25 protein-coding genes are annotated in these 21,357 nt (G+C 64.9%); 12 read left to right on the top strand and 13 right to left on the bottom strand.

The features are described 5' to 3' along the window. The first annotated feature begins 51 nt into the window (after positions 1–51). Both I6F38_RS27705 and I6F38_RS27710 read left to right on the top strand, forming a co-directional pair. On the top strand, positions 52–417 hold the full coding sequence (locus tag I6F38_RS27705; protein WP_225162570.1) for a lysozyme inhibitor LprI family protein: 366 nt from the start codon (positions 52–54) through the stop codon (positions 415–417). A gap of 28 nt (positions 418–445) precedes the next feature. Then, positions 446–679 (top strand): hypothetical protein, encoded by a 234-nt coding sequence (locus I6F38_RS27710; protein WP_028342354.1) that lies wholly within the window; start codon positions 446–448, stop codon positions 677–679. Between the two features lie 12 nt (positions 680–691). Here I6F38_RS27710 and I6F38_RS27715 read toward each other — a convergent pair whose 3' ends face one another. After that, positions 692–1,312, bottom strand: coding sequence for a hypothetical protein (locus I6F38_RS27715; RefSeq protein ID WP_225162571.1), 621 nt, complete (start codon positions 1,310–1,312; stop codon positions 692–694). A gap of 107 nt (positions 1,313–1,419) precedes the next feature. Here I6F38_RS27715 and I6F38_RS27720 point away from each other — a divergent pair, with 107 nt between their 5' ends. Both I6F38_RS27720 and I6F38_RS27725 read left to right on the top strand, forming a co-directional pair. Beyond that, on the top strand, positions 1,420–2,127 hold the full coding sequence (locus tag I6F38_RS27720) for a TetR/AcrR family transcriptional regulator (protein ID WP_225162572.1): 708 nt from the start codon (positions 1,420–1,422) through the stop codon (positions 2,125–2,127). Between the two features lie 171 nt (positions 2,128–2,298). Continuing rightward, a complete protein-coding gene (locus I6F38_RS27725; protein ID WP_225162573.1) occupies positions 2,299–4,011 on the top strand; it encodes a sulfatase-like hydrolase/transferase in 1,713 nt (570 codons plus the stop codon). Between the two features lie 99 nt (positions 4,012–4,110). On the opposite strand, the gene I6F38_RS27730 is transcribed toward I6F38_RS27725, so the two are convergent. From I6F38_RS27730 to I6F38_RS27740, 3 genes are all read right to left on the bottom strand, one after another. Beyond that, positions 4,111–5,670 carry a glycine betaine ABC transporter substrate-binding protein gene (locus I6F38_RS27730; RefSeq protein ID WP_225162574.1) on the bottom strand — a complete coding sequence of 520 codons (1,560 nt, stop codon included), beginning with the start codon at positions 5,668–5,670 and terminating at the stop codon, positions 4,111–4,113. Further along, positions 5,667–6,455, bottom strand: a complete 789-nt coding sequence (locus tag I6F38_RS27735) for an ATP-binding cassette domain-containing protein (RefSeq protein ID WP_225162575.1) — start codon at positions 6,453–6,455, stop codon at positions 5,667–5,669. Before I6F38_RS27735 ends, I6F38_RS27730 begins: the two co-directional genes overlap by 4 nt. A 147-nt stretch (positions 6,456–6,602) precedes the next feature. Further along, on the bottom strand, positions 6,603–6,818 hold the full coding sequence (locus tag I6F38_RS27740) for a hypothetical protein (RefSeq protein ID WP_016844293.1): 216 nt from the start codon (positions 6,816–6,818) through the stop codon (positions 6,603–6,605). 230 nt (positions 6,819–7,048) lie between these two features. Between I6F38_RS27740 and I6F38_RS27745 the strand changes: the two genes are divergently transcribed. The 4 genes from I6F38_RS27745 to I6F38_RS27760 all read left to right on the top strand — a co-directional run bounded on the left by I6F38_RS27745 (position 7,049) and on the right by I6F38_RS27760 (position 9,408). Further along, positions 7,049–7,885, top strand: coding sequence for a hypothetical protein (locus tag I6F38_RS27745; RefSeq protein ID WP_026193124.1), 837 nt, complete (start codon positions 7,049–7,051; stop codon positions 7,883–7,885). Between the two features lie 112 nt (positions 7,886–7,997). After that, positions 7,998–8,708, top strand: a complete 711-nt coding sequence (locus tag I6F38_RS27750; protein ID WP_225162576.1) for a hypothetical protein — start codon at positions 7,998–8,000, stop codon at positions 8,706–8,708. 39 nt (positions 8,709–8,747) lie between these two features. Beyond that, a complete protein-coding gene (locus I6F38_RS27755) occupies positions 8,748–9,020 on the top strand; it encodes a DUF3551 domain-containing protein (protein ID WP_225162577.1) in 273 nt (90 codons plus the stop codon). Between the two features lie 115 nt (positions 9,021–9,135). Beyond that, positions 9,136–9,408, top strand: a complete 273-nt coding sequence (locus I6F38_RS27760) for a DUF3551 domain-containing protein (RefSeq protein ID WP_016844297.1) — start codon at positions 9,136–9,138, stop codon at positions 9,406–9,408. Between the two features lie 24 nt (positions 9,409–9,432). On the opposite strand, the gene I6F38_RS27765 is transcribed toward I6F38_RS27760, so the two are convergent. The 7 genes from I6F38_RS27765 to I6F38_RS27795 are packed head-to-tail and all read right to left on the bottom strand — an operon-like array spanning position 9,433 to position 15,364. After that, complete coding sequence (locus tag I6F38_RS27765; RefSeq protein WP_225162578.1) at positions 9,433–10,632, bottom strand: FAD-dependent monooxygenase; 1,200 nt, start codon at positions 10,630–10,632, stop codon at positions 9,433–9,435. Between the two features lie 10 nt (positions 10,633–10,642). Then, on the bottom strand, positions 10,643–11,038 hold the full coding sequence (locus I6F38_RS27770; RefSeq protein ID WP_225162579.1) for a hypothetical protein: 396 nt from the start codon (positions 11,036–11,038) through the stop codon (positions 10,643–10,645). Positions 11,039–11,061: 23 nt separating this feature from the next. Beyond that, positions 11,062–11,256, bottom strand: a complete 195-nt coding sequence (locus I6F38_RS27775) for a hypothetical protein (RefSeq protein WP_028342366.1) — start codon at positions 11,254–11,256, stop codon at positions 11,062–11,064. Between the two features lie 43 nt (positions 11,257–11,299). Beyond that, a complete protein-coding gene (locus tag I6F38_RS27780) occupies positions 11,300–11,893 on the bottom strand; it encodes a 3-phenylpropionate/cinnamic acid dioxygenase subunit beta (RefSeq protein ID WP_225162580.1) in 594 nt (197 codons plus the stop codon). A 32-nt stretch (positions 11,894–11,925) separates the two neighbouring features. After that, positions 11,926–12,732 (bottom strand): SDR family oxidoreductase, encoded by an 807-nt coding sequence (locus tag I6F38_RS27785; RefSeq protein ID WP_225162581.1) that lies wholly within the window; start codon positions 12,730–12,732, stop codon positions 11,926–11,928. Continuing rightward, the gene (locus I6F38_RS27790) at positions 12,729–14,078 is read right to left on the bottom strand and encodes an aromatic ring-hydroxylating dioxygenase subunit alpha (protein ID WP_225162582.1); all 1,350 of its coding nucleotides are present in this window, start codon (positions 14,076–14,078) and stop codon (positions 12,729–12,731) included. The genes I6F38_RS27785 and I6F38_RS27790 overlap by 4 nt, the downstream gene beginning before the upstream one ends. Positions 14,079–14,134: 56 nt before the next feature. Beyond that, positions 14,135–15,364 carry an ABC transporter substrate-binding protein gene (locus I6F38_RS27795; protein WP_225162583.1) on the bottom strand — a complete coding sequence of 410 codons (1,230 nt, stop codon included), beginning with the start codon at positions 15,362–15,364 and terminating at the stop codon, positions 14,135–14,137. Positions 15,365–15,499: 135 nt separating this feature from the next. On the opposite strand from I6F38_RS27795, the gene I6F38_RS27800 reads away from it, so the two are divergent. Beyond that, entirely contained in the window at positions 15,500–16,297 is a 798-nt protein-coding gene (locus I6F38_RS27800; RefSeq protein ID WP_225162584.1) for an IclR family transcriptional regulator, read from the top strand. Here I6F38_RS27800 and I6F38_RS27805 read toward each other — a convergent pair. Further along, a complete protein-coding gene (locus I6F38_RS27805; RefSeq protein ID WP_225162585.1) occupies positions 16,273–17,196 on the bottom strand; it encodes a 2-dehydropantoate 2-reductase in 924 nt (307 codons plus the stop codon). The genes I6F38_RS27800 and I6F38_RS27805 overlap by 25 nt on opposite strands. Before the next feature lie 199 nt (positions 17,197–17,395). On the opposite strand from I6F38_RS27805, the gene I6F38_RS27810 reads away from it, so the two are divergent. Together I6F38_RS27810 and I6F38_RS27815 are read left to right on the top strand one after the other, a co-directional pair. Continuing rightward, on the top strand, positions 17,396–18,211 hold the full coding sequence (locus I6F38_RS27810; protein ID WP_225162586.1) for an ABC transporter ATP-binding protein: 816 nt from the start codon (positions 17,396–17,398) through the stop codon (positions 18,209–18,211). Beyond that, a complete protein-coding gene (locus I6F38_RS27815; protein ID WP_225162587.1) occupies positions 18,211–18,996 on the top strand; it encodes an ABC transporter permease in 786 nt (261 codons plus the stop codon). The genes I6F38_RS27810 and I6F38_RS27815 overlap by 1 nt, the downstream gene beginning before the upstream one ends. A gap of 481 nt (positions 18,997–19,477) precedes the next feature. Here the strand turns inward: I6F38_RS27815 and I6F38_RS27820 are convergent, their stop codons facing one another. Then, positions 19,478–20,317 (bottom strand): helix-turn-helix transcriptional regulator, encoded by an 840-nt coding sequence (locus tag I6F38_RS27820; RefSeq protein WP_225162588.1) that lies wholly within the window; start codon positions 20,315–20,317, stop codon positions 19,478–19,480. 92 nt (positions 20,318–20,409) lie between these two features. Between I6F38_RS27820 and I6F38_RS27825 the strand changes: the two genes are divergently transcribed. Further along, the gene (locus tag I6F38_RS27825; RefSeq protein WP_225162589.1) at positions 20,410–21,294 is read left to right on the top strand and encodes an SDR family oxidoreductase; all 885 of its coding nucleotides are present in this window, start codon (positions 20,410–20,412) and stop codon (positions 21,292–21,294) included. Positions 21,295–21,357: the final 63 nt, after the last annotated feature.

The following is a 21,357-nucleotide window of genomic DNA, read 5'->3' on the forward strand; positions in this document are numbered from 1 at the left end:
AACAGGGAAAGTGGCATGACATCGGCTGTCACCACAGGCGCGTGCAGGCTCATGGCCGTTCTGACGGCCGTCTCCATCGCCTTCACCGCGCCGGTTGCCCGCGCCGGCGATCAGAGCGTTGGCGAGCCATCCTGCGACGGCGGCACCTACCAGATGGTCGAATGCCTCAAGGCCAAGACCGCGCAGTGGGACAAGCGGATGAACGTCGCCTACCAGAAGGCGTTGAAGGATGCCGCCGACGACAAGCAGCGCGAACAGCTGCGCACCGCGCAGCGGCTATGGATCCAGTATCGTGACGCCAACTGCCTGTATTACGACCTCGGCGAGGGTACTATCGCCCGGCTCGATGCCGGTGAATGCATGCGCAGCATGACCGAAGCCCGCGCTAAGGAACTGGAGAATCTTGGCCATCAGTGAGCCATCTTCCGGAGTCAGGACCGAGGTCATGACTGATGGAAAGAGCCAGGACGAATTGACTCAGCTTGCGGATGAGGCGTTGCGCGCCCAGCCCGGCTGCGAGACCGCGCGCGTGCCGGCGGTTGCCGCGCTGCCCGATGCGCAGATCGGACGCAACTGGGAGATTCCGAACGTCGTGCTCGGCGACAGCCTGATCAGCGACGTCGACCGCGCGGTGCTATCGGTTCATCGCCAGCTCGGCCGCAAGTTTCACCTCGTGTGAGGCGACTTGATCTCAGCTCGCCTGCGCCTGACGTGGCGCGGGCCGGCCGGCCATGCTGATCATCCTGAGCGCGAACACCGCAGCGAGCGGCGCGAGGAATAGCGCGTAGAGCGGCATCTCGGGAATCCGCTTGCCGAACGAGACCATGAACTGCAGCAGCAAATAATGGCCGCCGATCAGATGCAGCCTGCGCCAGGCGCGCGGGCCGAGCAGTGCAGCCGTGCGATCGAACGAAGTCGCGGTCAGCGCGATGATGGCGAGATAGCCGATACCGCCGAAGACGTAGGAGACGATCGAGGTCGCGGCCGCAAAGCCGGGCGGATCCAGCATCGCGAAGGCGGCGATCGCGACCGCATGGATGGCGTGCGAGGCCGCGAAGGTGACGCCCAAATAACGGCGGTTGCGGCGCTGCCAGTGCGTCCAGGCGTTCGGCCACAGCCGCGCCAGCGCCGCCGCCGAGAAGGCGAGGCAGAAGAACAAGAGCGAGGTCCGCGCCGTGAAGCGGATCACCATCCGCACGCCCTCGACCTCGAACTGCCGCATGGCGGCGATCCAGATCGAAAGCCCGATCAGGGTGAGCGTGAGCAGGCCAAACAGCCGCCAGCCCTCGAACCAGTTGCGATGCGTCGCCATATCCCGCCTCCCGTTTATGTAATCACCAGTTACATTTCGTGCCCGCGCGCGGTCAATCCGTGTAATCATCGCTTACATTCACAAGCAGGTGATGCTAGAGGATCGCCATGCGCCGCCCCGCCAAAAGCCCGCCCACCGGCCGCCGGCCCGCCAAGCCGCGTCCGGTCGCGACGCGGGCGCAGGCGGCGAGGCCGTATCACCACGGCGATCTCCGCCGGGTCCTGATCGATGCCGCCATGCAACTGGTCGGCGAGGGCGGGCCGAAGGCGGTCAGCGTCCGCGAGGCCGCGCGCCGGGCCGGGGTCTCGCCGGGCGCGCCGTTCCGGCATTTCCCGAGCCGGGACGCGCTGATGAATGCGGTGGCGGAGGAGGCGCAACGCCGCTTTCGCGCCGAGATCGAGGCGGCACTGGCCGAGGCGCCGCCAGGCGATCCGCTCGGCCGCTTCCGCCATCTCGGGATCGCCTATCTGCGCTGGGCGATGAAGAACCCGACCCATTTCGAGATCATCTCCAGCCGCCGCTTCTTCGACCACGACCGCTCGGCCGCCGTCTCCGGCGACAATGCCGAGTTGATCGGCCTGACCGAGCGCACGCTGGCGGAGGCATTTTCAGCTGGCCAACTCGGGACGCGCGACCTCAGGCAGGTCCAGATCGCCGGTCGCGCGCTGGTCTATGGCTTGGCGCGGATGCACATCGACGGTCATTTGCCGCGCTGGGGTGTCGGCGATGCGGAGGTCGAGCAGATGGCTGCTGACATCGTCGATCTCTTCATCGCGGGTATCGCTAGCCACGCCGCGCCGGTCGCCAAAGTTTAAGGCACGCGCGCTGCCTGCCGCGGCCAGGCCTGGGCAGGCAAATTCATTGCGCGTTCATGACGATTCAATTACGGTTTTGTGACGCGGCCCAGACACCGGCTGTGCCGCATGCCTCCTGGCCGTTGCCAGTCAAGGCGGTGGCATTGCGCCGGGTTGTATTGCGTCCCGCCCATGGCGCCCGCGCCTCAGCAGAACTCCTCCGTTGCCGCACTGGCCGGCGGTCTTGCCGCGCTTGGCATCTGGCGGTTGATGGCGGTCGCGGCACCGCATTTCGGCGCGCTGATCCTGATGCTGCGCACCGAGACCGATTTCGGCTCGCGGCTTTGCTTCCTGCTCACCTGGGGAATCCTGAACTTCCTGTTCATCGCGCTGCTGCGCCGGCCGGCGCTGTCGGGCGCGCTGTCGCTGACACTGGTCGTGGTCTTGGTGCTGCTGTCGCGCTTCAAGCACGACGTGGTGCAGATGACCGCGAACTTCGTCGACCTGATGGTGATCGACCGCGACACCGCGGCGTTCCTGCTGACGATCTTCCCGAGCCTGCGCTGGTCGATCATCGGCGCCGGCCTCGTTACGCTGCCCCTGATGTATGCGCTGTGGTGGCTCGATCCGTTCCGCATTCGCCGGCTGCCGGCTGCGGCGGCCTGCCTCGCCTGCACCGCGGCGCTCTCGGGCTATGCCTTCGCCTGGCCGGATGAAGCCTGGCGCGGCTATTACGACGACGGCTACCTCTCGAAGTTCGCGCGCTCCGGCGTCACGGCCGTGTCCGATTTCGTCGCCTACGGCTTCATGGAGTCGGATCCGACCGCGAGCGACCAGCTCAAGATGCCCCTGGTCGATGCCTGCCATCCCGCCGGGCGGCGGCCGAACATCATCATGATCCATGATGAATCGAGTTTCGACATCCGCGCCGCCTCCGGCGTCAAGGTGCCGCCGGGCTATGGCAGCCAGTTCAAGTCCTACGACGGCGTCGCGCGCAAATTCCTTGCCGAGAGCAATGGCGGGCCGAGCTGGTTCACCGAGTACAACGTGCTTGCGGGATTGTCCTCGCGCTCGTTCGGCCGGTTCTCCTATTTCGTCACCCGCATCGCATCGGGGCGCGTGGAGCGCGGCCTGCCGTTGGCGCTGCGCCGCTGCGGCTACGACACGCTCTCGCTCTATCCCGCATTCGGCGCCTTCATGAGCGCGCGCAACTTCCAGACCACGACCGGCATCCAGCGCTTCTACGACGCGCATGACCTGCATGCGAAGGATGTCGAGCCCGACAGCTTCTTCTACGACAAGGCGCTGAAGCTGATGGCCGAGCAGAAGGCGTCAGGCACGCCGCTGTTCGCTTTCGTCTATCTCGCCGCCAATCATTTCCCCTGGGAAACCAAATTCCGTCCCGAGTTGCTGCCGTCGTGGAAGCGGCCGGGCAATACGCCCGCGGTCGACGAATATCTGCGCCGGCAGGCGATGAGCGCTGGCGACTATGCCGGCTTCGTCGCTGCGCTGAAGAAGAAGTTTCCGGCGCAGCCTTTCCTGATCGTGCGTTACGGCGATCATCAGCCGGAATTCTCGCCGCAGCTGCTCGATCCCGATCTCGACGAGGCCGGCATCGGCAAGAAGCTGATGGATTACGATCCGCGTTACTACGCGACCTACTATGCGATCGACGCCGTCAACTTCGAACCCGTGAAGAGCCCGGCGGTGATGGACACGATCGACGCAGCATATCTGCCGCTGGTGATTCAGGAAGCCGCCGGCATTCCGCTCGATCCGTCGTTCGAGGAGCAGAAGGCGATCATGCTTCGCTGCAACGGCGCGTTCTATTCCTGCAAGGATGGTGCAGAAGCACGTCGTTTCAACCGCCTGTTGATCGATGCGGGGATCATCAAGGGATTGTGAGACGTCGTCATTGCGAGGAGCGTAGCGACGAAGCAATCCATCTTGCCTCGCATGCGGAGAGGTGGATTGCTTCGCTTCGCTCGCAATGACGGCGAGAGGCTATTTTCCGCCGATCTTGTCCCACAGCCAGCGTGCCACGGCGTCGGGCGACGATGATGCGTCATTGCCCGACGCGCGCAAATTCGCCTCGCGCATCCCGGCGATATCGATCTTGCCGAGCAGCGGCCGCAGCGCCGCCTTGAGCGCCTCGTCGTCGCGCCGCTTTGGCGACAGCAGCACGATGGCGTCATAGGGCGGGATGGCGTGCCTGTTGTCCTCGAGCGTGACAAGATCGTATTTCGCAATGAGTCCGTCGCTGGTGTAGCCCGCGATCACGTCGACCTCGCCGGAGGCGACCGCCGCATACATGAAATCCGGCTGCATCTGACGCTGGGCGCGGAACGTCAGCCCATAAGCCTTCTGGATGCCGGCCCATTCCGGCCGCGAGAAGAATTCATAGTCTCCGGCGATCGACATCGTCGCCGCGCGTGACGCGAGGTCGGCGATCGAATGGATGCCGAGCTCTTCGGCGCGCTTCCTCGGCATCACCAGCGTATAGGCATTCTCGAAGCCGAGCTCGCCGAACAGCGTGATGTCTTGCTTCGCCAGCGTTGTCTGCAATTCGCCCAACAGCTCGGCGCGGGGCTTGATGTCGGTGTGATGGAACTGGTTGGCCCACAGGGTGCCGGAATAGTCGACATAGACATCGATATCGCCGGCCGCGAGCGCGTCGAAGATCACGTTAGAGCCGAGGCCGGCGCGGGTCGTGGCCGGAAGGCCGGCCGCCTGTAGCCGCTGCGCGATCAACGCTGACAGCACATATTGCTCGGTAAACGTCTTGGCGCCGACCACGATGCCCGCATGCGAGCGCGCGATCGCGGGCACCACCGTCGCCGCGATCAAGGCGGCAATACCGAGCCCGCCGAGTGCCGTCCGGATGCGGCTGCGATTGCGCAGGCCGTTCTCGATCAGCGCCAGCAATTGGTCGACCACAAGCGCGAGCACGGCCGCAGCGAAACAGCCGAACAGCACGAACACCCAGTTCTTGGTCTGCAATCCCGCGAAGATATAGTTGCCGAGGCTGGTCTGGCCGATCGGCGTCGACAAGGTGGCGGTGCCGATCACCCATACCGCCGCGGTGCGGATTCCAGCCATCATCACCGGCAGCGCCAGCGGCAGCTCGACCATGGTGAGCGATTGCCGCGGCGTCATGCCGACGCCCTGGGCGGCTTCCAGCACCGCCGGATCGACCCCCGACAGGCCGGTGATGGTGTTGCGCAACACCGGCAGCATCGAATAGAGCGCGAGCGCCAGCACGGCGGGCAGGAAGCCGAAGGCGGAGAAGCTGAAGCCGAGCCACGCCGCGGTCAACGCGGCGAGCGCCAGCAGCAGCGGATAGAACAATGCGAGCAGCGCGAGACCGGGCACGGTCTGCACGATGCTGGCAAGCCCGAGCAACGTCGTGCGCAGCACCGGCCGGTTACGAGCGATGATCGCAAGCGGCAGGCTGATCAGGAGCCCGAGCGCCAGCGCGGCGACGCTGACCCGCACATGATTGCCGAGATAGTCGGGCAGATGGGAAAGCGCCTCGCTCCAGCGCGGATCGGCTGATAGAGTCATGCCGTGTCGCCCCGCGGCAGCAAAGCGCCCAGGCGTTCCGCCTGCCGCCGCGGCGTGCGCATCAGTTCGCCGACATAGCCGTCGGTGCTGGCCGAGAGCTCCACCGGCGTGCCCTGAGCCAGCAGCCTGCCGCCGCGCATCACCGCGACACGATCGGCCAGCAGCAAAGCCTCGGTCATGTCGTGGGTGATCATGACCGTGGTCAGGCCGAGCTCGCGATGCAGCGTTCGATAATCGTCGCCGAGCGCGTCGCGGGTGAGCGGATCGAGCGCGCCGAACGGCTCGTCCATCAGCACGATGCGCGGCTTCGCAGCCAGCGCACGCGCGACGCCTATGCGTTGACGCTGGCCGCCGGAGAGTTCGTGCGGCAAACGCTCGCGATATTGTGAGCGGTCGAGCCGCACAAGGTCGAGCAGTTCATCGACCCGCGCCGAGATCTCCGCCTGCGTCCAGCCGAGCAGATGTGGCGTGATGCCGATGTTGTCGGCGACGGACAGATGCGGAAACAGCCCACCGCTCTGGAAGACATAGCCGATGCGGCGCCGCAGCAGGATCGGGTCGATGCGGCTGACATCCTCACCCTCGACCGCGATCCGGCCGTGATCGGCTTCGATCAGTCGATTGGCGAGCCTCAGCAGCGTCGTCTTGCCGGAGCCCGAGCCGCCGACGATCGCCAGGAATTCACCCTCGGCCACGTCAAGCGAGACGTCGTCGACCGCCACCACGCGACCACTGTCAAAACTCTTGCCGACATGCGCATAGGCAATCAGCGGCGTTGCGGGCATTCCAGGGCGACCTCATGTCTCACCGTCGTTAACGACAGTGATAGCCCATAAATTGGACTTTGACTCGAGGCGCGGGCGCCTGCGCGGTGGTTTCGCAGGCTGTTCCGGTCGAAGCGGATCAGCCCCGTCCGGGGCTGTGAGCACACATCACACTTCGTTCTTGGGTACGTACTTGCCCATGATGCATTTATAGCTCTGCAGGTGCCATTCGTGATACGGCCCCTTGGCGAGCCAATCGGCGATGCCGATCTGCGCATTCACTGCGCAGGCGCCCATGGTGATGCCGGATTGGTCACTGGTGGTGACGACCTTTTCCATGCAGAGTTGAGCATTGCAGAGGATGGCGACGAGCGTAACGAGCATGACGGCCTTTATCAGTGGGGTTAACCCGGTCTGACCCGAATCATGCAGGGTTCATGCCACTATCAGCAGCTCTGGCGTCGCAGCCGACAAGACCGGGAAAGTACGGCCGGAGCGAATCGTCACGCCCGTCAGCGCGTAGCCGCACGCCCGTAGATACGCTATAGTCGCTGCCCAACTACGGCGTGAGATCGGGGCAAGCGAGGAACGTTGCGCGGTCGGGGGCTGCATCGATGATGACGTTACCTGAGTTGGCGGCAGGTGCTTTGGAGAAGTTTCTCGCCACGCATGTCAGCCGCACCTTCGGCGCTTCGCAGGCGCGCTTCGGCGAACTCCTGCCGGCAGCCGCGCGCATCGCGCTGGAATGCATCGGCAACAGCGACGCTCTCTACCACAACGTCGAGCACACCATGCTGGTCACGCTCGCCGGGCATGACATCATCCGCGGCCGCGCGCTGCACACCCACGTCACCGCCGAGGATTACACCCACACCATCATCGCCTGCCTGACTCACGACATCGGCTATGTGCGCGGTCTTTTGAAAGGCGATGGACCCGATGGCTACGTCATCGATGCCTCCGGCAACAAGGTGGTGCTGCCGCGTGGCTCGTCGGATGCAGGCCTGATGCCGTATCATGTCGACCGCTCGAAGCTGTATGTGCTCGACAGGCTCGAGGCCGTCCTTCCGCTCGATCGCGAGCGCGTCGCGCGCAACATCGAGGGCACGCGGTTTCCGGCGCCCGAAGGCCAGCAATATGACGATGAGGCGTCGATCGTCCGGGCGGCCGACTTCATCGGTCAGCTCGGCGATCCCAACTACATCAGGAAGGCCAACGCGCTCTATCACGAGTTCGAGGAGGTCGGCATCAACCGCCAGCTCGGCTATGAGTCGCCGGCCGATATCGTCGACCGCTATCCGCAATTCTACTGGAACATGGTTGCGCCGCACATTCAGGGCGCCATCAACTGCCTGAACATGACGGCAAGCGGCCGCCAGTGGATCGCGAACCTCTATAGCAACGTGTTCCGCGCCGAGCGCGAGGTGACACTGTCCGGCCCGCAAATCTGACGCCGCGGCCTTTCAGCACGGATTGTGCTGCGTTCCCCAGCCGTTCGCGTGGTGTCCACATTTAGGCCTGCTTCGTCGTTGCACAGTCCGTGGAAATCAGCGACCTTGCGCCATGGACCCCTCCAGCGACCGTGTTTTCGACCGCTTCAGCATGATCTCCCGTTTCGCTCAATTGATTGCGGCTGCCGTTCTCTGCTGGCCGGCGCTGGCCGTTGCCGCCGGTCCGGTCTACGACGTCGACCTGTACGCGTTGATGTCCGGCACTTGCCGCAATGTCACCGTTGCGGGCCGCAGCTACACCTGCAAGGCAGTCGCTTACTTTCACACCCTGCGCGGCCGTTCCGAATTCACCGTGGTGCTCGACGATCCCGCCGACAAGAGCCACATCATCTCGTTTTCCGGCGAGAGCACCGAGCGCACCCAGGACAATCTGTTCGAGCTCGCGGTCGACCGCATGTTGCTGAAGTCCAGCGACCGCCCGCGGGTGGATGGTCTGCCGGTGCCGCTGGTCGAGATGTCGACGGGCTCATGCCGTCAGGTCGGAAGCTTCATCACGCGGCAGGTGTCCACCATCACCTGCGCCGCCACCGACCAGAACGGCAAGAAATACGAGCTGAGCTTCGAGTCGGACGGCTCGCCGATGACGTTGCGGCGGTTGCGGCAATCGACGCTGCCGTCCGAACGGCAGCGGGCGCGCCAGATCGCGCAGCTCGAATGCCGTCTCAAGGCGCGCGCCGCGCAAGTGCTGCCGCGGGACACGACGGCCTTCATGATCCGATGCCTCGGTGAGGGCGACGGCAAGCCGACCGACGAGCAACGATAGCCGGGCCCTGCGTTCCGGACGAGGCTTGAGGAGAATTCGATGCGCTTGAAATTCATCATCATCGCCGCCGTCGGCGTTTGCATCGCCGGGCCCGCCGCCGCACAGATGTACGATCCGAACTATCCAGTGTGCCTGGAAGTCTATGGCGGCAGGCTGACGCCCGAGTATATCGATTGCAGCTACACGTCGCTTCCGCAGTGCCAGGCGACGGCCTCGGGACGCTCCGCGACGTGTTCGGTCAATCCGTTCTACAAAGGTCCGAAAAAGCCGCCAAAGCAACGGGGGCAGCGACAACGCCAGTCCGCCAACTAGCGCGCTCAGGCTTGCCGCCTGCCGTCGCTCAAGACTGTATGGCCGTCGTGTCCCCAGTGCGGTTGACTAACTCCGGCAGTTGTGAGGAAACGGTCCGAGCAATAAGGAGAATCCGATGCGCCTGAAACTTTTCGCGATCGCTGCGTTCGCGGTCGCGCTGGCCCGACCTGCCGCCGGACAGGCCTATGATCCGAACTATCCGGTCTGTTTGCATCTCTATAACGGGCCGATGGCCGGAGACCACATCGATTGCAGCTACACCTCGATCCCGCAGTGTCAGGCGACCGCATCGGGTCTCTCTGCGATGTGCATCGTCAATCCCTTCTTCGCTCCTCCGCCACCACCGCCGGAACGTCCGGTGCGCCGCGGACGCCATCCCGTTCAGTGAGGCGGGCCCGCGAAACTCATCCCGTCAAAGCGGCACACGCAAGGCTTCGTAGGTGAACAGCCAATCATAGCGCTCGCGCACCCGGTCCGGCTGCCATTCGCGCGAGACATAGGCATCGGCGCCTTCGGCGTCGGCGAGCGCGGGATTATGGAAGCGCCTGGCATTCTCGGCCGATTTCACCACGATCGCGTTCGTCCGCGTCAGCCGTGCGGTCTGGTAGCGCTGCAGCGCTTCCTCGGGCGGGAAGCCTTCAAGACAGCGCGCCAGCACCATGCCGTCCTCGATCGCCATGTTGGCGCCCTGGGCCAGGAACGGCAGCGTCGGATGCGCGGCGTCGCCGAGCAGGCAGGCGCGCCCGACGACGAAGCGATCGAGCGGGTCGCGGCCGAGCAGCGCCCATTTGTAGGGAATATCGAGGCTCGCGATAATGGTGTGGATCTCTGGATTCCATCCGGCAAAGGCTCCGCTGCAGGCCTCGCGCGTGCCGCGTTCGGTCCACGATTCGACCGACCAGCTCTCACCCTCGAAAATACCGACGAAGTTCAACAGCTCGCCGCGGCGAACCGGATAGGTGATGACGTGGCCGCCCGGGCCGATCCAGTTGGTGCCGACGTCGCGTTGCAGGCTCGCCGGTAGCCGTTCCATCGGCACCAGCCCGCGCCAGGCGGCCACGCCCGAGAAGAACGGCTTGGTGTCGCCGCCGATCTGCCGGCGAATTTCGGAGTGCACGCCGTCGGCGCCGACCACGACGTCGCCGCGCCGACGCTCGCCGTTGGCAAAGTCCAGCCAGATGCCGTCGCCGTCCTGGTCAAATCCGGTGCAGCGGCTGCCAAGATGCAGCCGCCCCGGCGCCCGAACCTTGAATGCGTCGACCAGCACGCGGTGAAAGTCGCCGCGATGCACCATCCAGTACGGCGCGCCATAGATCGCGCGCGAGGAGGCGCCGAGGTCGAACAGTTTCCAGGTCCGCCCGGTGCTGAACAGCCTGATTTCCTTGCCCGAGGGCTCGCAGGCGATGGTCTGCATCTCCTGCTCGAGGCCGAGCGCGATCAGGACGCTGGTGCCGTTGGCGCTGAGCTGGACACCGGCGCCGAGCTCGCGCAGCTCGGACGCCTGCTCGAAGATCTCGACTTCGATGCCACGCTGTAGCAGCGACAATCCGGCGACGAGACCGCCGATCCCGGCGCCGGCAATCAGGACCTTTGGCCTGCGGTGTGTACTCACGCGAACTCCGCTATCTGCGCGTGATCAGGAAGTCGTCGGTGAATTCGCCGCGCGACAGCTTGACCGGGATCTCGCCGACGCTGCCGATCTCGACGATCTCCGAGCCGGACTTGTTATCCTCAGGGGTTAACAGCTCGATGCGCTCGGCGATCCGCTCCGCCTGCCAATCGGTCAGTTTCCAGGCAAAGCGGCCGCCGAGATCGCGCATGCCGAATTCGTCGTCGGCAGGCGCCAGCACCAGCGCGTCGCGTGAGACGGCACCGGGAATCCGCTCCGCGACGGCAATGGTCTGCGGGTCTTCGGCAAAGCGCCGCAGCAGCATTGCCAGGGCGGCGAGATCGGCAGCTTCGCCGAGGAACAGGAACAGCGGATGAAAATCGCTCGGCATGTATTCAAATCGCAGCATGATCGTCGGTCCGTTGACTGGGACTACTCGCTGAGCACCTTGATGACGTCCTGGGCGTGGCACAGCTCCACCGTGCCAACGTCGGCGGGCCGGGCAGGGCACTCCAGATAGCGCACCTGCAGCCACTGGCCATCGTCCATGTTCTCCACCACTTCGGCGACGACGCCGGCCTCCAGTTTCAGCCGCGTCCCCACCTTGATCGCCATCACGTCAATCATCGCTACCCTTGCTGCCCTTGACCTAGCTCAGACCTGGCCTCGCTTAGAAGAACGTGGTGAGATTCTTGGCCAGCAGGATATTCTGTTCAAGCAATATCTCGCGTCGCGCGATCTTCCAGCCAGTGTCCGTCAGGCGCAGCGTGTCGTTGCGGCGGCCGACGAAGATGTAGGTCTCATACTCGACGCGGTTCTGGTAGACGAGGAAGCGGCTGGTGACATCCAGCTCGCGCGCCGCGTCGACATCCGGCCGCGCGCCCTTGATCTGGACATTGCTGACCATGTGCGTGATGCGCGACAGCGGCTCCTCGGCATAGTGCACGCCGGTCAGGATCTGCTCGACCCGCTTGGTCAATGTCCATTTGTCCTCGTCGAACCAGCTGATGCCTTCGCCGCGTTTGGTGTTCTCGCGCGCGGCCTGCTGGCCGAACTTCACGTTGCGGCGGATCGGCATGAAATAGCTGATGTCATCGGTGAGTAGCTCGAGCCAGTCGCGGAAGCGCCGGTCGTCGAGCAAATCGGCCTCATGATAGTAGAAATCCTCGACATCTGCCTTCAGCCGGTAGTAGGCCGCCGATCGCTCGATCGCAGCGTTGCCGGCGTGTTGTTGTTGGTCCTGATCCTGAACGGTCGTCGTCATCGCTATCTCCTCATCAGGTATCGCAGGGGTTGTCAGAGCGCCGGCTTGGGCGGAATCGGTCCGCCCTGCTGGGCGAAGCAGCCGACATCGATCACGGTGCCGGACAGCGTTTCGGCTTCCGGCGACAGCAGGAAGGCGACCACATTGGCGATGTCGTCACCGGCGGCGACGCGGCCCGCGGCGGTGCCCGGCGCGCCCTTGCCGAAACGCGCCGCATCGCCGCCGACACGACCGAGGCTCATGCCGCTGACGATGCCGCCGCCGCCGGGAATCACGGTGTTGACGCGAATGCGCTGGTGGAAGAGGTCGTAGGCCATCGCTGCGCTCAGCGCGACAACGCCGCCCTTGCTCGCGCTGTAGACCGCCATGTTCGGCTTGCCCCAGCCGGCGCCGGATCCGATGTTGACGATCGAGCCGCCGCCTTGCGCGATCATGTGCGGGATCGCGGCGCGGCTGGTCAGATACGGTCCCTTCAGATTGACGGCGATGATCCGGTCGAACAGCGCCTCGTCGGTGTCGAGCACCGTGCCGAGCGGGCCGATCGCGGCGTTGTTGACGACGCCGTCGATGCGCCCGAACCGCGCCATCGCGTGCGCGACCACCTCGGCGACATCGCCGGCCTGCGACACATCGGCTTCCATCAATTCGGCGGAGAGCCCTTCGCGATCAAGCTCTTCGCGCAGGGCCGGAATGGCGTTCTGCGCGGTACTCGAGACCTGCGCCGCCTCGAGACCGAAGGCGACCACCGCGTGGCCGCGCCGCGCAAGGCCGAGCGTGATCGCGCGGCCGATGCCGAAGGTGCCCCCGCTGACGAGGACGGTTTTTGCGGGCGCGGTCATTCTGCGGCCTGCCGGTTGCCAGCGGGTGATCCGAGCAACTCGTGCCAGTCGCCGCCCTGCATGTAGGTGGTCCAGCGGCGATAGAAGCCGCGCGCGATCTGCTCGGTGACTTGCGTCGAGACATCGCCGCCGAGCGGATGATCGGTGACGTAGGCGCCCATCGACTGCTGATAGTTGAAGGGATAGCGCCGCGCGACCGTGCCGGTGCTCGCCGCGGTGGCATAGAGCCAGTTCTCCATGTCGTCCTGTTCGGTCATGCCGGCAGGGCCGGAGTAGCGCATGTAGTACCGGCGCAGATATTCCTTGGCTTCCTTCGGCGCATCCTTGTCGACCAGGAAAAAGCGCCAGCCTTCGGTCGAGGTCGGGCTGTGCGGATGCCAGGCGCAAAGTCCGCGCGGCTGACGGCCGTGATAGGAGGTGTTGGGGAAGATCGTGCCGACGAACGGCAGCAGCCGCGCCCCTTCGCCGAGCCGCCGCTTGCGTTCCTCGAAACAGTGCCGGAAGTATTTTTCGAGGATCGGGTTGTCGAGGAAGGACTCGATGTATTCATTGGCCTCCGGCTGGATCGCGCTGTGCACGCCATGGCCTTCCGGAAAGCTGATCCAGACGTGCTGCGCCTTCTCCAGCTCGTCGTCGCGGCGGCCCTTCTTGCCGGCGGCAGCGCTCGGGCCGATGCCGATCAGGTCAACCGAGCGATGGCTCGGATTGTGATAGGTGTCGCCGAGGAAATTCTCGGCGGCGAATTTCCAGTTGGCGGGGAACACCCATTTGTGGACGCCGATCACCTCGGAGCCGCCCTCGCGGCCGTCGCGGCAGTCGAGCGCCTGGTCGAGATGGATCTTGGCATCGCCGAGATAGGTGATGAAGTCGGGCGCATCCTTGTCCCAGGTCGCCCAGATCGAGCCCTTGTAGTTGCAGAGCTTCGCCACCGAGACCAGCGAGTTGGCCTCGCGGTCGAGCACCCCGTCGTACAGCGTCCGGTGCAGCGGAACGCCCTGCAGCTTGCCGTCGGTGGTGTAGGTCCAGCTGTGATAGGGGCAGGTGAACAGCGACGTGTTGCCCTGCTCGTAGCGGCACACCTTCATGCCGCGGTGCCGGCACGAATTCAGAAAGACGTGGATCTCGCCCTTCTTGTCGCGGCAGAGGATCACGGATTCCTCGCCCATCCGCGAGGTGTAGAAATCGCCGGGATTGGGCACCAGGCTTTCGTGCCCGACCAGCAGCCAGGCACGGGTGAAGACCTTGTCGAGCTCCTGCCGATAGATATCGGCGTCCACGAAGATCTCGCGGCTGATGAAGCCACCCTTGACGTCAACAAGCTGATCGAAATCGTTGCGAAGCGGCATCGGCTCCTCCTTGATCTTGCATGCGCGACCGCGCGTCGCGGCGATAATGGTGCGTCCTACTTGTCGAGCTTGCAGCCGCCCGTTCCCTCGGGGCGGAACGCCTTGTCGCCGGGGATGGCCGCGATCTTCTGGTAGTAGTCCCAGGGATATTTGCTCTCGTCCGGCTTCTTCACGCGGTAGAGCGAGAGGTCGTAGACGACGCGGCCGTCTTTGCGGATGTGCGCGGGGCGGCCGAAGAAATCGACCGGCAGCTTGCGCATCTCGGCATTGACCGCCTTGGCCTCGTCGCTGCCGCCGGCCTCGATCGCCTTCAGATAATGGCGCACGGCGGCGTAGGTCGCGGCCTGCAATTTGGTCGGCTCGCGCTTCTCGATCTCGATGAAGCGCTTGGCGAAGGCGCGGGTGCCGTCGTCGTCATCCCAGTAATATTGGGACGCGATGTACATGCCCTGCGCGTCGCGCAGGCCGATCGAATGGACGTCGGAGATGAAGGTCAGCATGCCGACGATGGTCTGCCCGCCGTGTTGCAGGCCGAATTCGTGGGTCTGCTTGACCGCGTTGACGGTGTCGGCACCGGTTCCGGCCAGCGCCACCACCTTGGCGCCGGAGCTCTGCGCGGCCAGCAAAAAGGATGAGAAGTCGGTGGTGTTGAAGGGATAGCGCACCGCGCCGAGCACATTGCCGCCGGCATCGGTGACGGCGCGCGAGGCGTCCTTCACCATCGCGCTGCCGAACGAATAGTCGACCGCGACAAAGAACCATTCCTTGCCGACGCGGCGGCTCAGCTCGCCGACCAGGCCGGCCGACAGTGCGTAGGTGTCGTCTGCCCAATGCGTGACGACGGGCGAGCATTTGTCGCCGGTCAAATCGGACGTCGCGGCGCCCGAGACCAGCGCGGTGCGGTTGCTCTGCGTCGCAAGGCCGGCGACCGCGAGTCCGACCGAACTCACGGCGAGATCGGTCACCGCGTCGACATGCTCGACGTCGAACCATTGCCGCGCGATCCCGACCGCGACGTCGGGCTTGTTCTGGTGATCCGCCGAGATGATCTCGATCGGCTTGCCCAACACCTTGTTGTGAAAATCCTCAGCGGCAAGCTTGGCCGCGGTCACCGAGCCCGGCCCGCCGAGATCGCGGCCGCTGCCGTAGTCACCCAGCACCGCAATCCGCACCACGCCGTCCGAGATGCCTGAGCCGTCGGGTGCGGCGTACGCCAGCGGCGTCGAGAGCATCAGGGTGGCGATCGCGGCGGCGGCCCGTCTGCGCGAGGCGTTTGTCTCCAGCAATTCCAATCCTCCCGTCGATTTTCACATGTCCATCTAGTGGACATTATTCTCATAATTTGCCATCGTATCCGCGCGGGCCGATTGGTCAAGCGCGCTGGATGCAGCGCGCCCTGCCGAATTTGCGGATGTGGACGGATGGCAAAGAAACCGAGGGCGGAAGTTCACGACGCGGAGCAGGGGGCGTCAGGCGTGCGGGCGGTCGACCGCGCCATCGCGATTCTGCAATGCTTCACGCCGGATCAGCCGGCGATGAGCGTGATCGAGATCCAGAAGCGGGTCAGGCTGAGCCGGCCGACGCTCTATCGCCTGCTACAGACGCTGGCGCAGCGCGACCTGATCCAGGCCGAAGGCGACCCACAGCGTTTCCGGTTGTCGCACGGCGTGATGAAGCTGGCCCATGTCTGGCTAAACGGTCTCGAGGTGGTCGCGATCGCCCGCCCGGTCGTCGAAGGCCTGCGCGAGGCGACCGGCGAGACCGCAGCGTTGTTCCGCGAGCAGGACGATCGCGGCATCTGCATCCTCGAATGCGAGAGTCGTCACGTGCTCTCGATCAGCCGCGGCGTCGGCCACAGTCTGAGCCTGATCCAGGGATCGACCGGCAAGGCGATGCTGGCCTTCATGGACCCGAAGCGGCAAGCCGCGCTTCTTGCCAGCATTGCAAAGAGCGCGGACCGTGCGCGGCTCGAGGACGCGCTGAGCTTTGCGCGGCGCAACGGCTATGCGACCAGCCATGGCGAGATCTTCGCCGGCGCGGTCGCTGTCTCCGCGCCGTGTTTCGATCACCGCGGCGAGGTGGTCGGTTCGGTCGGCCTCTACGGACCGAGCGCGCGCATCGACGAGCGGAAGCTATTGGAATATTCAAAGCTGGTGCGCGAGGCCGGGCGGCAGATTTCGGTTCTGCTGGGCTATCAGGACGGCGCGCCCATCGCATAGGGCTTCAACACCGCATAGAGCATGTCGTGCGTCGGCGTCGGGACGCCGAGCTTGCGGCCGAGCTCCACCACCTTGCCGTTCAGCCACGGCAGTTCGAGCCGGTTGCCACGCTCGAGATCGAGCGCCATCGAGGCCTTCATCGCAAGTGGCGCGTGTCCGATAAAGTCGAGCACTTTCGTCAGCGCATCCGGCGGCAGCTTGATGCCGTTGGCGTGCGCGACGGTGATGATCTCCTCGCAAGCCGATACGAAGAGCGGGCGCAAATCGGGATCGTCGCGCAGCTTGCCGATCGGCAGCCGCGTGACCGCGGTCATGCCGGCATTGGTGGCGAGGCCGACGAACTTCATCCAGAGCTCGGTGTTGATCTGCTCGCTCAAGGTCGCGTCGAAGCCGGCCTTCAGGCAGAGATCGAGCAGCGCCTTGCCGCGCGGCGTGATGCGGCCGTCGAGCTCACCGAAGATCATGCGCATGAAGGTGCCGACCTGGTTGATGACGCCAGGCTTGATGATCGAGGCCGAGATCTGCGCCACGCCGCCCATCACGGCGTTGCGTCCCAGGATCGGGACCAGCCTGTCGGGCGCGTCGATGCCGTTCTGCAGCGGGATCACCGCGGTGTCGGGGCCGACCATCGGCCTGATGTGTTGGCCGGCGCTCTCGACGTCCCACAGCTTGACGCAGAACAGCACGATATCGACGGGGCCGACGCTTGCCGGATCGTCGGTCGCCTGGGTCGGGACCAGATGGGTTTCGCCGCGGCCGCCCTGAACCTTCAGCCCCTCGCTGCGCATGGCGGCCAAATGAGCGCCGCGCGCGATAAAGGTGACGTCCGCGCCGGCATGCGCGAGCGCCGCACCAAAGCCGCCCCCGACGCCTCCGGCGCCCACCACTGCGATCCGCATGATTGTCTCCTTGTCCGTCGCTTTGGCCCGCAGCCTCGACGATGTCGGCGCAATGCGCAACCCGGTTGCGCAATTGAGCAACCCTGGCCTGTCTGAAAATCGCGTGACCACAGCCTTGTTTGCTAGGCCATCTTCCTGCGTTGACTTGCCCGCCCGAACCGCTAAGCCATCTCGGAAAGTTCGGGAGGGATGCGTGGCGATGACGGAGCCGACGGCGGTCGCGCTTGACAGTGCGACGGTGGCGTTTCGGTTGGCGGATGGACGCGTCTATACCGCGGTCGAACAGGCCAATCTTTCGGTTGATCATGGCGAGTTCGTCGCCATTGTCGGACCGACTGGATGCGGGAAATCGACGCTACTTAATGTCACGGCCGGGCTGCTCAAGCCCGCGGCCGGAACGGCAAGGATCTTCGACAAGCCGCTGAGCGGCCTCAACCGTGATGCCGGCTACCTGTTCCAGGCCGATGCACTGTTCCCCTGGAAGACCGCGATCGACAATGTCGCGATCGGGCTCGAGATATCAGGCACGCCGCGCGCCGAGGCGCTCGCGCGCGCGCAGAAATGGCTGACCTCGGTCGGGCTCGGCGCCTTCGCCAATCGCTATCCGCACATGCTCTCGGGCGGCCAGCGCAAGCGCGTCGCGCTGGCGCAGGTCCTGATCCGCGATCCGAAGATCCTCCTGATGGACGAGCCGTTCGGTCCGCTGGACGCCCAGACCCGGCAGATCATGGGCAATCTGCTGCTGGAATTGTGGAGCGCTGACCGCAAGGCGGTGCTGTTCGTCACCCACGATCTCGAGGAAGCGATCGCGCTGGCCGATCGCGTCGTGATCATGTCGGCCGGTCCTTCCGCGCGCATCATCGGCGACTGGCGCATCACGCTGCCGCGGCCCCGCGACATCGCCGAGATCCGGATGGAGAAGGATTTCCATGCCCTGCACCGCGAGATCTGGGGTGTGCTGAAGGACGAGGTGATGAAGGGCTATGTCCAGTCGACGCAGGCGGGAGCTGCCTGATGTCGCGCGTCACGCTGCTGTCCTTGCAGGTTCTGGTCGCCGTCGTCACGCTGGCGCTGTGGCAGGTCTTTTCCACCGTGCCGGTGTTCGGCAAGGTGCTGCTGCCGCCGTTCTTCTTCTCCAATCCGGTCGACGTCTTCAGCCAGATCGTGAAATGGTTCTCGACCGGGGTGATCTGGAAGCATCTCGCGATCACGTTGTGGGAATCCATCCTCGCCTTCGTGATCGGCTCGGCCGGCGGCATTCTGGTCGGCTTCTGGTTCGCGCGCCAGCCGCGCGTCGCCGCGGTGTTCGATCCCTATGTGAAAATGGTCAATGCGCTGCCGCGCGTGGTTCTGGCGCCGATCTTCGCGCTGTGGTTCGGGCTCGGCGTCTGGTCCAAGGTCGCGCTCGGCGTGACCCTGGTGTTCTTCATCGTGTTCTTCAACGTCTACCAGGGCGTCAAGGAAGTACCGACCACGGTGCTCGACAATGGCCGCATGCTCGGCATGAACGAGCGGCAGCTGATGCGCCACGTCTACTGGCCGTCGGCGCTGTCCTGGATGTTCTCCTCGCTGCACACCTCGGTCGGCTTCGCGGTGGTCGGCGCGGTGGTCGGCGAATATCTCGGCTCCGCAGCCGGCCTCGGCTACCTGATCCAGCAGGCCGAGGGCGTCTTCGACGTCGCCGGCGTGTTCGCGGGCATGTTCGTGCTGTCCGCCTTCGTCATCCTGATCGACATGGGCGTGACGATGGTCGAGAATCGGCTGCTGGTGTGGCGGCCAACGCCGGTGACGCGGGACTAGGGCACAAGCTTGCCGCGTCCCGAACGAAAGAGGCCGCCAGCGTTGGTGGCCTCTCCGCATTCGCGACGCGAAAGCATCAGGTCTTGTATCCTTGACTGGTGCACCACCATGAGGTGCCCCAGCTATCGTGGCCTAACTTGAGCAGGAATTCCCGGCATTCGTTGTAACTGTGGAAACGTTGGACGAGACGTGGCGCGCACGGCACCGGCGCCGGATTGGGCCAACTGCTGGTGACGGAGCAACCAGACGGGTGTGTTTCCGCGGCGGCCTGCGTGATGAGTTTGCGCCTGTTCTCAGCATTCGCAGATGCAATCGAAAAGATCGCGACAGCTAGGCCTGCGACGCAAAGTGACGAGGCTTTCATGGCTATCTTCTCCCATCCACCGTTGGCTCGGTGGTGGCGCACTATACCATAGGTTGTATCAAAGGAGCGCTTCAATTCGCGTTTCGCTACGTGAACGGCGCCGACGATCATGTCCGTTCATTTCGCCGGTGCGGCGTTCATCAACCTGCGAATCTTCTCCGTCACCTCGGGGTCGATCGGATTGTAGACGATCATGCTGAGGTCGGGCCGGCCGTCGACCGCGAACGCCGAATATTCGAACTTGACCGGGCCCAGGATCGGATGCCGAAGCTGCTTGACGCCTTCGCCGTGTGTTCGCACGTCGTTGTCGCGCCACAGCGCCGCGAATTCCGGACTGAGCCGGCAGAGCTCGTCGACGAACGGCTGCACCTCGGCTGCGGCACCGGCACGTGCCGCGTCCACCCTGAAGGCGCCGACCACGAAGCGCGCCACGCTGGCCCAGTCATGTTGTGCTGCGCGGACGCGCGGATCGAGGAACATGAAGCGCAGCACGTTGCGTTCGCGCGGCGGCAGGGAGCCGTAGTCCGTCAGCATCACGGTCGCGGCCCGGTTCCAGGCGACGATATCCCAGGTCGCGGTGCGTATCACGGCGGGGCGTGGCTCCAGCGCGTCGAGCACGCGCTGCAGCCGGGGGGTGACGCCTTCGCTCTTCTGGTAGCGCACCTCGGGCGTGCGGCCGAGGCCGAGCAGGAACAGATGCTCGCGCTCGACATCGGTCAGCATCAGCGCACGCGCAATGCGGTCGAGCACATCGGCCGAGGGCGCGCCGCCGCGGCCCTGTTCGAGCCAGGTGTACCAGGTCGCGCTGATGTTGGCGCGCTGCGCCACCTCTTCGCGGCGCAGGCCCGGCGTGCGCCGCCGCTCCGGCGGAAAGCCGAACACGGCCGGATCGAGCTTGCTGCGGCGGTCCTTCAGGTAGGCGCCGAGCAGGTTCTCTTGGGCGAGCGGTTCGCTCATCCTGTTAGCTATTATACCATGATAAGGTCACTACTTTAACAGGATAGCGCGCAGGGCCAGATTTGTCTCCAACGAAACCTGGAGACTTCCTCATGCGTGTGTTCGTCACTGGTGCCACCGGATTCATCGGCACTCCCGTCGTCAAGGACCTGATCGCCGCCGGACATCAGGTTCTTGGTGTGGCCCGTTCGGACGAGGGGGCGAACGCGATCTCTGCCATTGGCGCAGAGGTTCTTCGCGGCTCGCTCGAGGACCTTGATAGCTTACGCAAGGGGGCGAGCGCGTCGGATGCTGTCATTCACCTGGGCTTCGTTCACGACTGGTCCAATTTCGCGAAGAGCTGCGAGATCGACCGCCGCGCCATCGAAGCGCTGGGTTCTGTTCTGGCCGGATCGGACAGGCCGCTGATCGTGACCGGGGGCTTGGCGGGATTGGCCAAGCCCGGCGAGATCGCGACTGAGGACCAAACGATATCGCCGGATTTCCCATTCCCCCGCGTGTCGGAACAGACGGCCCTGTCGCTGAACGGCGTCCGCGCGTCGGCCATGCGTCTTCCCCAGGTTCACGATCCTGTCAGGCAGGGTCTCATCACCCCCTTGATCGTGGTGTACCGCGAAAAGGGCGTGTGCGCCTATCTCGGCGACGGGCAAAATCGCTGGCCGGCGGCGCATGTTCTCGACGTGGCGCGCCTCTACCGGCTGGCCATCGAAAAGGCTGAGCCGAACGCAAGGTATCACGCCGTCGCGGAAGAGGGGGTCTCGATGCGCGATATTGCCGAAACGATCGGACGGCGGCTGAAGCTGCCGGTCAAATCCATCGCCCCGCAAGAGGCGCAAGCCTTCTTTGGCTGGCTCGGCACGTTCGCGGCATACGACATGGCGGCTTCCAGCGAGCAGACGCGCAGAAAGCTTGGATGGCAGCCGACCGGGCCGGGGTTGATTGCCGATCTCGAACAGCTGGTCGATTCCGCGCAGTAAGAAGCAGCGCAGTAGGATGCGTAGGGTGGGATAGCCGAAGGCGTAAGCCACCCTACGCATCTA

Source organism: Bradyrhizobium sp. BRP56 (assembly GCF_020194035.1).
GTDB lineage: Bacteria > Pseudomonadota > Alphaproteobacteria > Rhizobiales > Xanthobacteraceae > Bradyrhizobium > Bradyrhizobium australafricanum.

Excerpts from the sequence above, each read along its gene's own strand:
- I6F38_RS27735 (WP_225162575.1), bottom strand. The coding sequence starts at position 6,455 with ATGCCCGCAACGCCGCTGATTGCCTATGCGCATGTCGGCAAGAGTTTT.
- I6F38_RS27730 (WP_225162574.1), bottom strand. The coding sequence starts at position 5,670 with ATGACTCTATCAGCCGATCCGCGCTGGAGCGAGGCGCTTTCCCATCTG.
- I6F38_RS27715 (WP_225162571.1), bottom strand. The coding sequence starts at position 1,312 with ATGGCGACGCATCGCAACTGGTTCGAGGGCTGGCGGCTGTTTGGCCTG.
- I6F38_RS27745 (WP_026193124.1), top strand. The coding sequence starts at position 7,049 with ATGATGACGTTACCTGAGTTGGCGGCAGGTGCTTTGGAGAAGTTTCTC.
- I6F38_RS27785 (WP_225162581.1), bottom strand. The coding sequence starts at position 12,732 with ATGACCGCGCCCGCAAAAACCGTCCTCGTCAGCGGGGGCACCTTCGGC.
- I6F38_RS27820 (WP_225162588.1), bottom strand. The coding sequence starts at position 20,317 with ATGAGCGAACCGCTCGCCCAAGAGAACCTGCTCGGCGCCTACCTGAAG.
- I6F38_RS27725 (WP_225162573.1), top strand. The coding sequence starts at position 2,299 with ATGGCGCCCGCGCCTCAGCAGAACTCCTCCGTTGCCGCACTGGCCGGC.
- I6F38_RS27710 (WP_028342354.1), top strand. The coding sequence starts at position 446 with ATGACTGATGGAAAGAGCCAGGACGAATTGACTCAGCTTGCGGATGAG.
- I6F38_RS27720 (WP_225162572.1), top strand. The coding sequence starts at position 1,420 with ATGCGCCGCCCCGCCAAAAGCCCGCCCACCGGCCGCCGGCCCGCCAAG.
- I6F38_RS27815 (WP_225162587.1), top strand. The coding sequence starts at position 18,211 with ATGTCGCGCGTCACGCTGCTGTCCTTGCAGGTTCTGGTCGCCGTCGTC.
- I6F38_RS27760 (WP_016844297.1), top strand. The coding sequence starts at position 9,136 with ATGCGCCTGAAACTTTTCGCGATCGCTGCGTTCGCGGTCGCGCTGGCC.
- I6F38_RS27805 (WP_225162585.1), bottom strand. The coding sequence starts at position 17,196 with ATGCGGATCGCAGTGGTGGGCGCCGGAGGCGTCGGGGGCGGCTTTGGT.
- I6F38_RS27780 (WP_225162580.1), bottom strand. The coding sequence starts at position 11,893 with ATGACGACGACCGTTCAGGATCAGGACCAACAACAACACGCCGGCAAC.
- I6F38_RS27790 (WP_225162582.1), bottom strand. The coding sequence starts at position 14,078 with ATGCCGCTTCGCAACGATTTCGATCAGCTTGTTGACGTCAAGGGTGGC.
- I6F38_RS27770 (WP_225162579.1), bottom strand. The coding sequence starts at position 11,038 with ATGCTGCGATTTGAATACATGCCGAGCGATTTTCATCCGCTGTTCCTG.
- I6F38_RS27825 (WP_225162589.1), top strand. The coding sequence starts at position 20,410 with ATGCGTGTGTTCGTCACTGGTGCCACCGGATTCATCGGCACTCCCGTC.
- I6F38_RS27705 (WP_225162570.1), top strand. The coding sequence starts at position 52 with ATGGCCGTTCTGACGGCCGTCTCCATCGCCTTCACCGCGCCGGTTGCC.
- I6F38_RS27755 (WP_225162577.1), top strand. The coding sequence starts at position 8,748 with ATGCGCTTGAAATTCATCATCATCGCCGCCGTCGGCGTTTGCATCGCC.
- I6F38_RS27810 (WP_225162586.1), top strand. The coding sequence starts at position 17,396 with ATGACGGAGCCGACGGCGGTCGCGCTTGACAGTGCGACGGTGGCGTTT.
- I6F38_RS27750 (WP_225162576.1), top strand. The coding sequence starts at position 7,998 with ATGGACCCCTCCAGCGACCGTGTTTTCGACCGCTTCAGCATGATCTCC.
- I6F38_RS27775 (WP_028342366.1), bottom strand. The coding sequence starts at position 11,256 with ATGATTGACGTGATGGCGATCAAGGTGGGGACGCGGCTGAAACTGGAG.
- I6F38_RS27800 (WP_225162584.1), top strand. The coding sequence starts at position 15,500 with ATGGCAAAGAAACCGAGGGCGGAAGTTCACGACGCGGAGCAGGGGGCG.
- I6F38_RS27740 (WP_016844293.1), bottom strand. The coding sequence starts at position 6,818 with ATGCTCGTTACGCTCGTCGCCATCCTCTGCAATGCTCAACTCTGCATG.